Source organism: Arthrobacter sp. StoSoilA2 (genome assembly GCF_019977195.1).
GTDB lineage: Bacteria > Actinomycetota > Actinomycetes > Actinomycetales > Micrococcaceae > Arthrobacter.
On the sequence record NZ_AP024643.1, the window covers coordinates 3,688,874 to 3,703,522 of the forward strand.

A 14,649-nucleotide genomic window follows, 5' to 3' on the forward strand; every position below is an offset into this window, starting at 1 on the left:
AAGGAATACCGCCGGCAAGGGTGGCAGCCAGGTGCTGAAGCGTCCCAACCGAAGCTCCGCGAAATGCCGACGTGATCCCTCTAGCCCGCGGTCAACACCTTGCCCACGGCACCGGAGACTGCTTCCTTGATGCGGGCATGAAGTGCCCGTAGGCCTGCCCGGTCCACGCGCACCTCCACAATCGTGCGTCCCTTCAGCGGCGACTTGAGCGCCTCCGCGAGTTCCGCCGTCGTACTTACCGCCTTATGTCCGACGCCGTATGCGGCCGCGAGTGCCGCGATGTCCACCGAGTGTGGCGTGCTGAAGAGGCGTTCGACGGCGGTGCCGTAGGCCCCCGAGTCCTCCACCGCGCCGTGCTCGAGGAGGCTGAAGATGGCGCCGCCGGAGTCGTTAAGGACCACGATCCGAAGATCGGGGATGGGCTCGCCCTGGCCCAAGAGTAGTCCGCCGGCGTCGTGGAGGAACGTGACGTCGCCAAGGAGAAGCGTGGTTTCTCGGCCGCTTCCGAGGGCAATTCCCGTAGCGGTGGCGATGGTGCCATCGATGCCGGCGAGGCCGCGGTTGGCGTAGACAGTGGCGATGGGGTCGGGGTGTGGTTGGCCTGCGAGATCCACGTCCCGGATCCCGTTGGAGGAGCCGAGAACCAATTTCCCGCGCGAGTGCTCCCAGACGGTGGCTCCGACGGAAGGCCCATTGGCAGTCGACTCCCCAGCCAATATTCCATCCAAGGCATGTTGGGCGGCGGCCCCGGCCAGGAGCCATGAATCCAGCCACTCTGCAGAGCCCCGGCCGGCGAACGCGGCCAACTCGGGGAGGGTTTCAATGGGTGTTTCGCGGCGTCGTCCAGCCTCGTACCAGGCCACAGGGACCGGCTGGTAAATGGCGGATTCGATAGCGGGACGTGCCAAGAGCGCGGCCACTGGCCTGGAAAGGGTGGCCCTGCCGAACAGGACCACGCGCTCGATCGGTGTAGCCGACCCCGGACCAAAATGCTCCAGCAACACCCGGTACGGGCCCACGGCATTCGGACCGAATCGCGCGTTGGACGAAGGTTCGGCAAGGAGGGGAAGGCCGTGTACGCGTGCGAAGGCCTCGGCCACAGGACCGGCGTCGTGGCCTGCGAGAACCACGGTGCGTCGTTCGGCGAGCTCGCTCGAAGCCGCCGGAAGATCGAGCGCCTGGGGGCCGGCGTCGTAATGGAAAACGCTGTGGCCAGCGGCGGTGGGAAGGGCATCGCCCGCGCCTGGAACCAACGGGTCGCGGAACGCGAGGTTCACTTGCACGGGTCCCGGCGGCGTGTCCTCGAGGGCGCCCGTGGCAGCATACAGCGCTGTGGCAACTGCCCGTTGCGGGTTGTCCCCCGCGGCGACGTCGACGGCGAAGCGGACGTGATCGCCGAACAGGTCCAGTTGGATTGTGGTCTGGTTCGCCCCGGTTCCGTGAAGCTCCTCCGGCCTGTCTGCCGAGACGACCACCAGCGGCACGGCCGCGTGGTTGGCCTCCATCACGGCGGGCAGCAGATTCCCGACGGCGGTACCCGAGGTTGTCAGGACAGCGGCCGGCGCTTCGGTTGCGAGGGCGAGTCCAAGCGCCGTGAATCCGGCATCCCGTTCATCGATCCGGACATGCAGAAGAACTTTGCCCGCCGCTTCTGCCTCCGCAAGGGCGTAGGCCATGGGCGCGGAACGCGAACCCGGCGCCACCACCACGTGCCGCACACCGCCGTCGAGCAGTGCAGTCACGGCGATTCTGGCGGCGGCGATGGATGTCAGAGAGTCCTGTGAAGTCACCGTTCCAGTCTATTGGCGCAGGCGGGACCCCAATCGCGCTCTCACATCCAACCGGCGTCCACCCGATGCGCTCTCACATCCACCCGGCTCCCACCCGATGCGCTCTCACATCCACCCGGCTCCCACCCGATGCGCTCTCACATCCAACCGGCTCCCACCCGATGCGCGCTCACATCCACCCGGCTCCCACCCGATGCGCTCTCACACTTGCGCTCGTCAAGTTTGTGAGACAGTTCTCGTTGTTGTTGGTTAGGCGGCCAGGGGTCCCTGAACGGTGGTTTGGTAAGCGGTGTGGGCTGTTACGGGTGGTGCGCCGCCGGCCCGGCGGTTGGGTCGGCGGCGGTTGTACCAGCCCTCGATGTAGTCCATCACGGCGGTCCGGGCGGCGAGCCTGGAACCGAAGCGGTGGTGGTGGTAGAACTCGGTTTTGAGGTGGGAGAAGAAGTTCTCGGCGACCGCGTTGTCCCAGCACACCCCTACCTTGCCCATGGACTGAGTGACCGCGTTCGTGCCGCACCATTGCTGGAATTCCTCAGAGGTGTACTGGGCGCCGCGGTCGGAGTGGAAGACCACAGAATCCTCGGCGAAGCGGCCGTGGTTCCGGGCCATCTGCAGGGCCGCGGTGCACAGGCTCGCACGCATGTGTCCGGCCATGGACCAGCCAATGACCATGCCGGAGAACAGATCGATGACGGTGGCCAGGTAGAGCCAGCCTTCGCCGGTGCGCAGGTAGGTGATATCGCCGACCAGACGGGTCCCGGGCACGGTGGAGGTGAAGTCGCGTTTGCCGTCGGTGTCGAGCATGTGGTTCTCGATGTGGGCGGTCTTGGCCTGCGGGTCCTGGACCGTGGTCTGTTTCCAGGCCCGAGTTCGGATGGCACGCAGACCGGTCTCGCGCATGATGGCTCCGACGGTTGGGGCGGAGACCTTGGTCCCGGCCGCGTTCAGCAACAAGGCCAACTGGTCCCGTCCGGCACGGCCTTCCTCCTTCGTATAGAGGTCGGTGACCGCGGTGACCAGATCCTCATGCCGCACGGCACGTGGTGAGGGCCCGGCGGGGTTGCGCCACCGATAGAACGAGGCCCGGGAAACCTTCAATGCCCGGCACAGCCACACCACTGAATGGTTGGCCTTCTCCGCTTCGATGAACTCGTAGAAATCCTCTACTTTTGCTTCGCGGCAAAGAAGGCGCTGACTTTTCCCAGGAACTCGACCTCGGCCTTCAACCTGGCGTTCTCGGCCAAGGCCTTTTGGTGTTCTTCCCAGGCAACCGGGCCCCTGTCCTCGGACGGGACAGGGGCATTTGGTTGACGTTCCCGATGTCGGTGAAGCCAGTTCCCCAGCGTGCTTTCCTTCACCCCGATCTCCTCGGCGACCTGCTTCACCGAACGGTTCGTGGACAGCACCAGCCGCACTGCTTCCTCACGGAAAGCGGCATCATATTTTCTTCTGGGCGTGGTCATCTGAAACGAATCTCCCATCAAGCTGTCTCAGAAAACCATACGGCCGCAACTCTGTGCCATGAAAAGGATCGCCCAGCACCCCGCGGGAAGTGAGAGAACAATCGTCAAAACGACGCAGGAAGTGAGAGAACGACCGTCACAACAACGCGGGAAGTGAGAGAACGATCGTCACAACAACGCGGGAAGTGATAGAACAACCGTCAAAACGACGCAGGAAGTGAGAGAGCATCGGTGACGCGGAGCGCTCCCCTGCTTGGAGATCCCAGGCAGAGGAGCGTTCCGGGGTTAGTGCTACTTGCGGAACACCTGGACGATCGACGGCCGCGGAGCCCGAACCGCACCGGCAGCGGGCGTGGCTCCAGCGTCTACATAGTCCGGGAAGAACGAGTGCTGGTCAGCGAACGTTCCTTCCTCGCCCGGGTGCTGAACGGCGACGAAAACGGTGCGCTCTTCATCGTGGATGATCGGACCACAGGTTTCGGCATCGCGCGGGACGGCCAGGAACTGCTCCACCTTTCCGCGTTCGGACCCTTCGAGGGTGACCTTGAACAGCCCATCTGCGTAGCCAATAGTGGACGGTGCACCATCGGTGGAGATCCAGAGGTTGCCCACGGAGTCGAAGGCTACGTTGTCCGGGCAGGAGATCGGGGATACCTTGTCTGCCGGGAATCCGGAGAAGTACGTGGACGTGTTCTTGGCGGGGTCACCGGCCACCAACAGCAGGGTCCAGTTGAATTTGGTGCCCGTCTGGTCCGGGCCTTCGGTGATTTCCACGATGTGGCCGTCACGGTTCAGCGCACGGGGGTTGACCTCGGTGGCGCCTTCCTTGCCGGCCTTGCCGCGGTCCGAGTTGTTGGTGCAGGCCACGTAAACCTTGCCGGTGAGCAGGTTGGGCTGGACGTCTTCGCAGCGGTCCATCTTGGTGGGTCCAACCTTGTCAGCGGCAAGACGCGTGTAGACGAGGACTTCAGCAACGGACATGCCGGGAACTGCCGAGACGCCACCCACCACCAGCGGCAACCACTCGCCGGTGCCGTCAAAGGCGCCGTCGGAAGGGACCTTGCCCGTGCCATCAATTTCTGCAGCCGGGGAGTCTCCCGTGAAACGGGCAACGTAGAGATCACCTTCGGAGAGGAGGCCCATGTTGTTCTTGCGGGCTTCCGCTGAGTCGCCGGGCTGGTATTTGCCCTTGGACACGAACTTGTAGAGGTAATCAAAGCGTTCGTCGTCACCCATGTACGCCACAACCTGGCCAGACGGAGCGACAATCACGTTGGCGCCCTCATGCTTGAAGCGGCCCATGGCGGAGTGCTTCTTCGGAGTCGAGGTGGGGTCGAAGGGGTCAACTTCGACGATCCAGCCGAAGCGGTTGGTCTCGTTGGCGTAGCCGGCGTTGCGCGTGTCGAAGCGCGGCTCGTCGAGTTCCCACTGACGCGTGGTCGGCTTCGCAGATATGCCGTAGCGCTTGTCGCCGTCACTGGTGCCGGGTGCGGCAAAGTAGCCGTTGAAGTTCTCCTCGCCGGAAAGGATAGTTCCCCATGGAGTGGTTCCGCCGGAGCAGTTGCCCAAGGTTCCCTTGATCCAGCGGCCTTCCGGGTCATCGATTGTCTTGACCAGGTTGGTTCCTGCAGCAGCGCCAGTCAGTTCGTAGACGGTGTCCGTGAGGAAGCGGCGGTTCAGGGGTGCTCCCTGGACATAGTTCCACGGCTTGTTCTTGTTCTTGCGCTCCAACTCCACCACCGTCAGGCCGTGACCGGCCCGGCCAATTGCACGGGCTTCGGCGGCGTCAAAACCTGCCGGCAGCATGATGTTCTCATTGGTGTATTCGTGGTTCGTGAACAATACGGCTCGACGACCCTTGGACCCGGGAACCGGGATGATGTCCGTGTAGTCGTTGTTGTAGCCGAATTGGCGGGCCTGGGCGGCAGCGGTCTGCGCGTTGAGGTTGAAGGCCGACGAGTCGGCGAAAAGGGGGTCACCCCAACGGATGATCGGCTTCCAGTCGAACCCCTCCGGAACCGTGACAGCGTCGACGGCAGCGTCAACCGGCTTGATTGCCGTGAACTGAAGCTTGGACTTTTCGAAACCCTTCTTCGCCGCGTCCGACAAACCGTTACCGGCATCGGCGACCGCAGGTTCGGCACCAGTCACCGCACTACCAAGAACGACGGCGAGCGCACCGGCGGCGCCAAGCCCCAGGGCGGCGCGGCGGGTCATCGCCGTGGAGGCGATGTCGCGGAAGTAGCCGTTGGAGCTGGTGTTGCAAACATCGCCCGCGCAGGCGTTGTCGCACTTGAGAGCGCAGGTGACGGCACTGCGTTTGCCTTTGGTGTGGCCGAACATTGGCAGCAGCGGGAACGTGCGTCCGGTGGTATCAGACATGGGGGACCTTCCAGAGAATGTACGAGGTTCCCGCTGAGCCTTTCAGCGCAATCCGAATCCGAGAGGACTCTCTGGTTAAGTTTCGGTGAACAGGTCTTCTTGGGAGGAAGCGAGCGTCGAATGTACGCGCCGCAGCCTCTCCAACCACCAGTCGCGACGTTCCCCCGGAGCCGCGTACTGCTCCAGCAGCCCGGGATCGGCGGCGGCCTCGCGAAGGCGGATGGCGCCGTCGTCGGGGACCAAGGGATCCAGGGTGATGTCCGACGCAAAGAGCGAAACGGTGCCGAGCCCGCAGGCGTATGGCAGCGAAGGCAGCGCGGCGGCGAGCGCCAGACCGGCGCGGATCCCAATGGAGGTATCGAGGGCGGAGCTGACGACGGCGGGAAGGCCGGCTTGGGCGACAATGTCCAGGGCACGTGCCACTCCACCGAGCGGCGCGACTTTGACGACGATAAGGTCCGCAGCCCCCGCCCTCGCCACGCGAAGGGGGTCGGCTTCTTTGCGGACGCTTTCGTCGGCGGCTACCAGGACGGGCGTTCCCGCAGCGGCTAGCCGACGGCGCACCTCAGCCAGGCCCCCAATGTCCGGTACAGGCTGTTCCGCGTATTCAAGTCCGGCAACTGACAGTTTGCCCAATGCCTCTACAGCGCGGTCAACATCCCAGCCCCCGTTCGCGTCGATGCGGATGGCGGCGTCGGGAAGGGCGTCGCGCACGGCGGTGACCCTTGCGAGGTCGTCGGCAAGGGATTGACCACGCTCGGCTACCTTGATCTTGACGGCATCCACCCGGCCGAAACGAGCAAGTACTTCCGGCACGCGTTCGGCGGGAACTGCGGGAACGGTGGCGTTCACGGGGATGCTGTCCCTGAGCGGTGGAGGGAAACCAGTCCAGCCCGCTTCCAGGGCGGCAGCGAGCCAGCGCGAGGATTCGTCGTCGTCGTATTCCGGGAAGGGGCAGAATTCGCCCCAACCGAGTGGCCCTTTCAAGAGGAGTGTTTCCCGCTCCATAATTCCGCGGAACTTCACGCGCATGGGCAGTGAAACAACGTGGGCGTTGTCGAGGAGTTCTTCGAGCGGCGGCAAATCGGGAAGGCGAGCAGGCATATTGCCACTGTACCGGCGGCTCCTGGCGCCAAAGGCTGGCCAATCAGGCTAAGTGGATAACTCGTCCATTCCAACAATCCGTACACTGGGTTCCATGTCATGCCGTATCAGCGAACTGGTCCTCCACTGTGCCGATCCCGAAGTGCTGGCGCGGTTTTGGAGCGACGTCCTCGGTTACGTCGAGCTCGACCGGGAAGATGGCGCGATCGAGATCGGCCCTCCGGACGTCGGGTTCGGCGGCCTGCAGCCCACCATCATCCTGAGTCCCAGCAGCGACCCGCGGACTGGAAGACTTCCCCTGCACATTGACGTCAATCCCGTCGACAGGGACCAGGACGCCGAACTGGAACGTTTGCTCGCCCTCGGCGCCCGCCCTGCTGACGTCGGGCAGACCGGAAACGAGCAATGGCATGTCCTGGCGGACCCTGAGGGCAATGAGTTCTGCCTCCTGCGTAAGCGGCTGGAGCCCTGATCAGATAGCAGGACCACGTTAGTCGGACCAGTACCTGCGGACCTTCCCGAGTCCCTGACCCAACTGCTCACCGGACAAGGCAAGGGAACTTTCGGGCATTCCGATCGCATCCCACCGAGCAACTACCCGCGTGTCTCCATCGAGGGGCAGGGGCCACAGCCAGTAGTGGGCCGTGGACTGAACGATTTCATCGTTGCCGCTCCCCCCGCCGCCGCCCAGCGTAGTCAGCACGGGACCTGTGACGTCGTCAGCCCCCTCGTGCATCGACGGCCCGGGACCGGCTGCAACCGCCTTGCGCCCATCGGGGAAAGCGACCCCGAGCTGCAGTCCCGTGCCGGTATCAAGGCTTGAACGGGGACGGTTGAAGGACTGGTCCATGACGTCACGCCACTCCCGGTCCGACTCGTCGCCGCGGCGAACCGACCACACGAGGTCCAAAGTACATCCCGTGGAATACACCTCAACCAGCTTCAGGGCCATCACCATCTGTCGGCTGTTGTAAACGAACTCGCCGATGTGCACCACGCCAGGCAGCTCGTCCGACGGCGGACCAGACCAACCGGGGCGGAGTGGCTGGGGTTGGCGCGGACGTTGGGGTGGCTCTGGAAGATCGTCGAAGAACGTCATGCTCCATCCTTACACCGCCACGAAAGCTAAAGGGAGGGTTCCTTCCGAACGGAGGAAGGGAACCGCGCTATCCTCTGATTCACGACTCATTTCAGGGGAAATATGACGCACACACCCAACGGTTCCACGACGCCCGCCGGTTGGTACCCGGATCCTTCCTTTCCGCAGCAGATGCGCTGGTGGGACGGGGTTCAGTGGACACCTCATCTTGCCCCTGCCACCGCGCAGTTCATGCCGCTCCAGCGCGTCCTGATCAGCAACCAGACCCCTGTGCTCAACCCCTTCATTTGGGCCGTGGTGCTGCTGCCGCTGGTGCCGCTCCTGCTGATGCTCACCTGGCAGCCGGAATTCCGATACATAACTACCCGGCAGCGCATGACGACGCTGGACCCCATGTCGATCTACACGCCCGGCTACTTCCTGCTCCAGGCGTCAGGGCTCGTTACGTATGGCGTATCTGTCCTGATGGCCTTCTTGGACTATCGGCGGCTGGCCCGTTCCGGCGTCGTCCGTCCCTTCCACTGGGCATGGTGCTTCCTGAGCCCCGCTGTGTACATCATTGGCCGCACGGTGATTGTCCTGAAGGTCGCCCCTGGCCGCGGGATGGGGCCGGTGTGGGCTCTCATTGGCACATTCGTGTTGTCCTTGATCGTGGCAGGCATCTGGATGTCGACGATGATGCAGTCGCTGTATAGCCAGATCGGTTATTCGATAAACGCCTAGTGTCCTCGGCGCCGTCCTCACACGCGTTAGGTAGACTGCTGACAAATGAAGGATGGAAGGACTTCCCGATGAACCGCAAGGCCACTGCACTGGACGTCGCCAAAAGGGCGGGGGTGTCCAGGAGCGCGGTCTCGCTGGTGCTCAATGGCCGCGGCGACGGCAACGTGGCCAAGGAGAGCCAGGACCGGATCCGTTTGGCCGCCCAGGAACTCAACTATTCCCCCAACGCGATCGCGCTCAGCCTGCGGAACCAGCGCTCCCGGGTGATCGGCATCGTGTCCGACGAAGTTGTGGTCAGCCCCTTCGACGGCAACATCATCGGCGGCGCAGACGACGTCGCCCGTAGCCGCGGCTTCGTCACCGTCGTCATGGACACCGAGCGCGACGCCGCCCGGGATGCGAGCGCTATCGAAACCCTCCTGGACCGCCAGGTGGACGGGCTCATGTACGTGACCGTGGGCTTGAAGCCGCTGGACGTCCCCCACGGCATGCTGCGGGTCCCTTCAGTCCTGGCCAATTGCTACGACAGCAACTCCAAACCTCAACTTCATCACGTTATCCCGGACGAGATCACCGGCGGCAGGGAAGCTACCGAACACCTGCTGCAGTTCGGCCATCGGGACATCGCCTTGCTCGCCGGCGCTGAGGACTCCCCGGCCGCTCCGCTGCGGGTTGAGGGCTATCGGGACGCGTATGCCGCTGCAGGCCTGTCGGTTCGCGCGGATCGGATCACCATGGCGGGTTGGGACATCGACGCCGGTTTCCACGGCGCCATGAAACTGCTCGACGGCGTGTCCCCGGCTGAGCGGCCCACGGCCATCATGTGCGCGAATGACCGCCTGGCAATCGGCGTTGCCTTGGCCGCCGCCCGGTTGGGCCTGAATATCCCCACGGATCTCTCGGTGATGGGTTACGACGACGAAGCACGCATCGCCGACACCATGGTCCCCGCCCTCACCACCATGGCCCTGCCGCTGCGTGAGATCGGACGCGCAGCCATGACAACGCTTCTGGATACCATCGAAGGCGTATCCGCTGGCACAGACGACGCAGCCGAGACGAGCGTGGAAACTATGGTCCCGTGCCGCCTTGTTATCCGGGAATCAACAGGCCCTGCGCCAACTCGCTGAGCAGGGAGCCTGAACTGCAGGGCAACGCCGTTGCGGGGCCGCTATTCCGTTGTTGGGCAACAACGGAATAGCGGGCTTCCGACGTCGTAGCCCCAAAACACCAACAAACCACGCCCATCAGGCCCCACAACGCACGACGTCGGCCTGCCGCCTACTCCGGGAGCGCCAACTCCCATACGTCGGCAGTTGCGTGGCCAGGCAGGGTGAGCTGCCATTCCTCCCCGGGAGCCGGGTAGGCGCGGAGCGTCGTGGCAACCGAGCCGGAGCGGTAGACCTCCACCAGGGAAGCATCGATGAAGATCCGAAGCTCCTCCCCTGGAGCCAATGCACCCGAGTAGACCACTTGCCTGTCTGCGGAGTCACCCTCTGAACCCGAAACCAGCACCAGCTCCACATCACCGGAAGACACATCACCGGAAGTCACGTCACCAGAGGACACAGCACCGCCCGTCACGAGCACCTCGGCTAACGCGGGAACCACTACCGAGCCCACAGCACCCGTAGCTACAGCAGCACCCCTATATGCCAACACTTCCGGCGCCGGGGAAACAGCCAGTGCCCCATCAACCACGGTCAGGAGGCGAGGATGTGTCAGCACACCCGACCATCCGGCGTCGTCAATTTCTTCCTGGGTACGGCCACGGCGACCGTCGCGTCCGGGACCTTCGTTGGCCCAACCCCACAACAAAGCGGCAGGCGAAGAACCGTAAGAGAACTGGACGACCTGCGGCGCATAAAAATCGCGGCCAAGATCGGACTTCCCACCGGAAGAAGGCACGAACACCGGCAGCCCGGAGACGGGGTCCGCGGAAAGGGAGCCGATCAGGTGCCCAACCCCGTTGGCGTGCTCGTGGTCGTCGCCGGACAGCCAGAGCGAGAACATCATCACCCAGGCTGAGCCACCCGAAGAGTCCGGCACTTGCACCAGTTGCGGGCATTCCCAAATCTCCGCCGGCGTGTGAACCGCAGCAACGGGATCAGCAGAGGTCAGCCAAATCCCTTGGTACTTCCAGTCGTCAAGGGACTCCACTGTGTACAGCAGCAAAGCGGCGCGCCCATCAGACAGACCCGCTCCTTGGATGGCGTAGCGAGAACCGTTGAAGTGGAAGATGAAGGGATCGCGGACGGCGGTGACCAGAGCATCGGAGGGCATGGACGCGGCGACGTGGCCGGTCTGCTCCCAGGTCACCATGTCGGAAGAACCGCGCGCAATGACTACCTGCGAATGTCCTCCATGATCGCGAACGCCCGAGTAGGCCGCGGTCGGAATGCCACCATCTGAGGTCACCACGCCTGTCCAGCAACCCGCGGAATCGGGACCGTCCGGCTGCGGCGACAGCGCGACCGGGTGCTCCTCCCAATGGACTAGATCCGAAGAACTCACGTGTCCCCACTGGATCTGGGAGTGTCGGGCCGATTCCGGGTTGTACTGGAAGAAGACGTGGTACCGGCCGTTGATGTAGCTGATGCCGTTGGGATCGTTGATCCAGCCTTGGGCCGGCCGCGGGTGGAACCGCGGGAAGGCCGGATCCGGGTGCGTCGAAGCAGGCAACAGGGAATCAAAAAGTGCAAGGTCCGTCACTGGAACCCTTTCAATCAGAGAGGTTACTTGCCCGTTCCAGCGGTGAGTCCGTCCTGCAGTGCGCGCTGGCCGAACATGAACACCACCAGCGCGGGAATCATGGAGAGAACGACGCCGGCCAGCACCACGGAGATGCTTCCGGTGCCGAGGTTGCCTTGGAGGGAGACCAGGCCCAGGGGCAGCGTGAAGTTCTGCTCGGAGATGGTCATGATGAGCGGCCTGAAGAACTCGTTCCAGTGGAAGTTGAACGCCAGGATGCCCACGATCGCCAGGCCCGGCATGGCCAGTGGTGCGTACACGGACCGGAAGGTTCGCCACGGCGAGGCGCCGTCGATCGCAGCCGCTTCAGCGAGCTCACCCGGCAATCCCAGAAAGTACTGGCGCATGAGGAAGGTGCCGAACGCCGTCGGGATGGCCGGAATGATCAAGGCGAGCAGCGTATCCGAGAGCCCGACGCCGCGGATCAGCATGAACACGGGCACGATCGTCACCTGCGCGGGCACCATCATGGTGGCCAGTACTATCGAGAACAACGCGCCCCGTCCCCTAAAACGAAGGTGGGCGAAGGCGTATCCAGCAAGGGCTGCGGTCACCATCTGTCCGACGGCGATCAGTCCGGTCACCAGGGCACTGTTCAGGACCAGTTGCACAATATTGAGCTGCTTGAACACCTGCTGGTAGGACGCGATATCAGGGTTCAGGGGCAGGAATGCCGGCGGCAATTTGAAGGATTCCGACGGCGGCCGCAGCGAGGTGGATAGCGTCCAGAGAACGGGGCCCAGGACAAAGACGGCCGCGATCAGCAAGGCGGCGACGCGCCCCACGACTGACCAGTCGCGCTTCTTGCGCGTAACCACAGGCGCCGTGGTTTCAACACGTTCTGAAATGAGGGTCATGGCGGGCCTTACTGGTAGAAGACGAATCGTTTGCTGAGCCGGAACTGTGCGGCTGTGATGGCCATGATGATGAGCGTCAGGATCACGCCAATCGCCGAGGCCTGGCCGAATTCGAGGCGTTGGAACGCAGACTCGAAGATCACCATGACGGCGGTGCGCGTTGAGTCGCCGGGCCCGCCGCGTGTGAGCACGTAAGGCTGATCGAATACTTGCAGCGCGTTGATGATGGCCATCACCGAGGCAACCAAGGTTGTGGGGCTCAGCAGGGGCAGCGTCACGTAGAAGTGCTTGCGCCAGCCGGTGGCGCCGTCGATCGAGGCGGCCTCATACGTCTCCACCGGAATCGAAGCCAGCCCGCCAACAAACAGCAGGAACGAGAAGCCAAAGTTCTGCCACACGTACACAAGAATTACGACGGCGGCCGAACCACCTGGCGTCGTCAGCCACGGTACCGCTGGGACGCCCACGAGCGAGAGCAGCCAGTTCACGACGCCAAACTGTTCGTTGAAGAGGTAGCGCATGAAGATGGACACCGAAGCTGCGGACAGGATCAGTGGGAAGAAGAAGGCGGAGCGGAAGAACACCCTCAGCCAGGCGGGGAGCTTCTCCTGTACCATGATCGCCAGGCCCAGGGCGAGTCCCAGCTGGAGGGCCACGGCCACGATGACGAACACGATGGTATTCAGGAACGAGACCCGGACGGTCGGGTCCTGGACGACTTCGGCGAAGTTGTCGAAGCCCACGAACGTCGGCGCGGAGATGATGTCCCAGCGGAAGAAGGCGAGCGCCACCGAAGCGACGATCGGCAGGAGCGTGAAGATGCCCATGCCCACGATGGTCGGGGCAAGGAAAGCCCATGGCAGCCAGCGTTGTTGGACGCGGCCACGCTTGGACGCCTGGCTGTGTTTGTGGGAGGCCTGACGGCCGCCCGGCTGCTTCCCGGTCCCGGTGGGGGTGCTGGTGGCGGTGCTCATGGCTGCCTCCTCAGGGCCAGTTCAAGATCGCGCTGCATTGATTCGAGGGCCTGCTTGAGTTGGCGCTCGTCCCCGCTGACAGCCAGGGATACGTTTTTCATGAGGGCCGTTTCGACGGCGGCCTGCTGGGGTGGTGCCGGAATGGGACCTGTGGTGGGGAACTTGTCCAGGGTCTCGTAGAAGACCTTCCAGTTCCGCGGGCCGGTGCCGGCATAGAGCTGTTCGTTGACCATGGATCGGCGGGCGGGAGTGGTGTTCGGTGTAGGGAACACGATCCTCATGGCCTCAAGGCTGGAGCTGAACTTCACCCATTCCCAGGCGGCGTCCTTGTCCTTGGCGGTCTTCATGATCGCGTAGCCGGCTGTGCCGAACTGGTGCCGCTGGGTCCGCCATTTGGGGAAGAACTGGACGTCGAATCCGTCCTCTGTCATCCCCGCTTCGTGGAGGCCTTGTACCCAATAGCCGCCCGCCGGCGTCGTACCTATCCTGTTGGAGGCGAAGAGACCGATCAGTGCGCTGCCGCCGCCTTCCTCGGGCCGGACACCCAGTCCGTCCTTGACCAGGCCGCGGAGGTAATCGAAGGATTCAAAGACTCGGGGGTCGTCCGCGTTGGGTTCGAGCCACTGGTAACCGCCGGAGCGGAGGCTGCGGGAGGGGTCTTTGGCGTAGAAACCATCCCAGAGCCATTCGCCGCCGGTGGATTTGGTTTCCTTGAGGAAGCTGGTGTCATTTGCGTAGAGCCATGGCACCACTCCACCGAAGAGACGGTTGGTCCAGTAGTACGGCGTGAAGTCCTGGGGCTTGGCCTTCTTCATCGCAGCGAGGGTGCTGCGGAAGTCCATGTGCGTCCAGTCGTCGGCGGGGCGATCCAAACCGGCTTGGCGGAGCGACGCGGTGTTGTAGTACATGTTGGCGGCATTCCAGTCGATGGGGAGCTGGAACAGGCTGCCTTTGTACATGAAGGCTTCCACCAGGCTGGGGTGGACGTCCTCGAAGTACTCTTTCATGTGCTCGGCGTCGCGGCGCAGGTACTCATCCAGCGGGTGGGCAAGCTTCTCGGCGAAGAGCTGGGCGCCTTCCGTTGCCACGTACACGACGTCCGGTGGCGTGCCTGCTGCCACCATGGTGAGGATCTTGGTGAAGAAGTCCTTCCAGTCCACGGCCTGGATGGCTTGGACCTTGACCTTGATCTCGGGGTGGACCTTGGCGAAAGCGTCGATGACCTTCTGGCGGGCTGCGGCGTCTGCGGCGGTGCCCATGATGGCGATGCTGAGGCTATTGTCTCCCCGGCCTGGAATGTCCGTCCCTGTCAGTCGCGGCCACGACGCCGCTGTTGCTCCGACTATCCCAGCACCGAGGGCTGTGAGGGCGGTTCTGCGTGTGAATTGTCGCAAAGCCCCATTGGTTCCCGGCATGTAGATTTCCTTCCCTAACACGTGTTAGGAAGCCTAAACCCGCCACCTAACACGTGTCAAGCGTCACAGCAATGTTGCGGCAATCTCACGG

The 14,649-nt window shown here is 63.6% G+C and carries 13 protein-coding genes; 3 read left to right on the top strand and 10 right to left on the bottom strand.

Annotated elements, in window-relative coordinates; genetic code table 11:
* Positions 1-80: 80 nt before the first annotated feature.
* The 5 genes from menD to LDN82_RS16805 all read right to left on the bottom strand — a co-directional run bounded on the left by menD (position 81) and on the right by LDN82_RS16805 (position 6,739).
* Positions 81-1,790, bottom strand: a complete 1,710-nt coding sequence (menD, locus tag LDN82_RS16785) for a 2-succinyl-5-enolpyruvyl-6-hydroxy-3-cyclohexene-1-carboxylic-acid synthase (RefSeq protein ID WP_224165095.1) — start codon at positions 1,788-1,790, stop codon at positions 81-83.
* A gap of 249 nt (positions 1,791-2,039) precedes the next feature.
* Complete coding sequence (locus tag LDN82_RS16790; RefSeq protein WP_224167486.1) at positions 2,040-3,056, bottom strand: IS3 family transposase; 1,017 nt, start codon at positions 3,054-3,056, stop codon at positions 2,040-2,042.
* Positions 2,954-3,253 (bottom strand): transposase, encoded by a 300-nt coding sequence (locus LDN82_RS16795; RefSeq protein WP_224090242.1) that lies wholly within the window; start codon positions 3,251-3,253, stop codon positions 2,954-2,956. The genes LDN82_RS16790 and LDN82_RS16795 overlap by 103 nt, the downstream gene beginning before the upstream one ends.
* Positions 3,254-3,544: 291 nt before the next feature.
* On the bottom strand, positions 3,545-5,635 hold the full coding sequence (locus LDN82_RS16800; protein WP_224165096.1) for a PhoX family phosphatase: 2,091 nt from the start codon (positions 5,633-5,635) through the stop codon (positions 3,545-3,547).
* A 75-nt stretch (positions 5,636-5,710) separates the two neighbouring features.
* A complete protein-coding gene (locus tag LDN82_RS16805; protein WP_224165097.1) occupies positions 5,711-6,739 on the bottom strand; it encodes an o-succinylbenzoate synthase in 1,029 nt (342 codons plus the stop codon).
* Between the two features lie 94 nt (positions 6,740-6,833).
* Here LDN82_RS16805 and LDN82_RS16810 point away from each other — a divergent pair, with 94 nt between their 5' ends.
* Positions 6,834-7,211: a VOC family protein gene (locus LDN82_RS16810; RefSeq protein ID WP_224088498.1), complete on the top strand. Its 378-nt coding sequence runs from the start codon at positions 6,834-6,836 to the stop codon at positions 7,209-7,211.
* Between the two features lie 18 nt (positions 7,212-7,229).
* On the opposite strand, the gene LDN82_RS16815 is transcribed toward LDN82_RS16810, so the two are convergent.
* Positions 7,230-7,838: a hypothetical protein gene (locus tag LDN82_RS16815; protein ID WP_224165098.1), complete on the bottom strand. Its 609-nt coding sequence runs from the start codon at positions 7,836-7,838 to the stop codon at positions 7,230-7,232.
* Between the two features lie 102 nt (positions 7,839-7,940).
* Between LDN82_RS16815 and LDN82_RS16820 the strand changes: the two genes are divergently transcribed.
* Entirely contained in the window at positions 7,941-8,561 is a 621-nt protein-coding gene (locus LDN82_RS16820; RefSeq protein ID WP_224165099.1) for a DUF2510 domain-containing protein, read from the top strand.
* A gap of 68 nt (positions 8,562-8,629) precedes the next feature.
* Positions 8,630-9,691, top strand: a complete 1,062-nt coding sequence (locus LDN82_RS16825) for a LacI family DNA-binding transcriptional regulator (RefSeq protein WP_224165100.1) — start codon at positions 8,630-8,632, stop codon at positions 9,689-9,691.
* A 151-nt stretch (positions 9,692-9,842) separates the two neighbouring features.
* On the opposite strand, the gene LDN82_RS16830 is transcribed toward LDN82_RS16825, so the two are convergent.
* Genes LDN82_RS16830 through LDN82_RS16845 form a run of 4 tightly spaced genes read right to left on the bottom strand, consistent with a single transcriptional unit; the run spans position 9,843 to position 14,558 of the window.
* Complete coding sequence (locus LDN82_RS16830; RefSeq protein WP_224165101.1) at positions 9,843-11,273, bottom strand: glycoside hydrolase family 32 protein; 1,431 nt, start codon at positions 11,271-11,273, stop codon at positions 9,843-9,845.
* Between the two features lie 23 nt (positions 11,274-11,296).
* On the bottom strand, positions 11,297-12,169 hold the full coding sequence (locus tag LDN82_RS16835) for a carbohydrate ABC transporter permease (protein WP_224165102.1): 873 nt from the start codon (positions 12,167-12,169) through the stop codon (positions 11,297-11,299).
* 8 nt (positions 12,170-12,177) lie between these two features.
* Complete coding sequence (locus LDN82_RS16840; protein ID WP_224165103.1) at positions 12,178-13,143, bottom strand: sugar ABC transporter permease; 966 nt, start codon at positions 13,141-13,143, stop codon at positions 12,178-12,180.
* Complete coding sequence (locus LDN82_RS16845; RefSeq protein ID WP_224088509.1) at positions 13,140-14,558, bottom strand: extracellular solute-binding protein; 1,419 nt, start codon at positions 14,556-14,558, stop codon at positions 13,140-13,142. Before LDN82_RS16845 ends, LDN82_RS16840 begins: the two co-directional genes overlap by 4 nt.
* Positions 14,559-14,649: the final 91 nt, after the last annotated feature.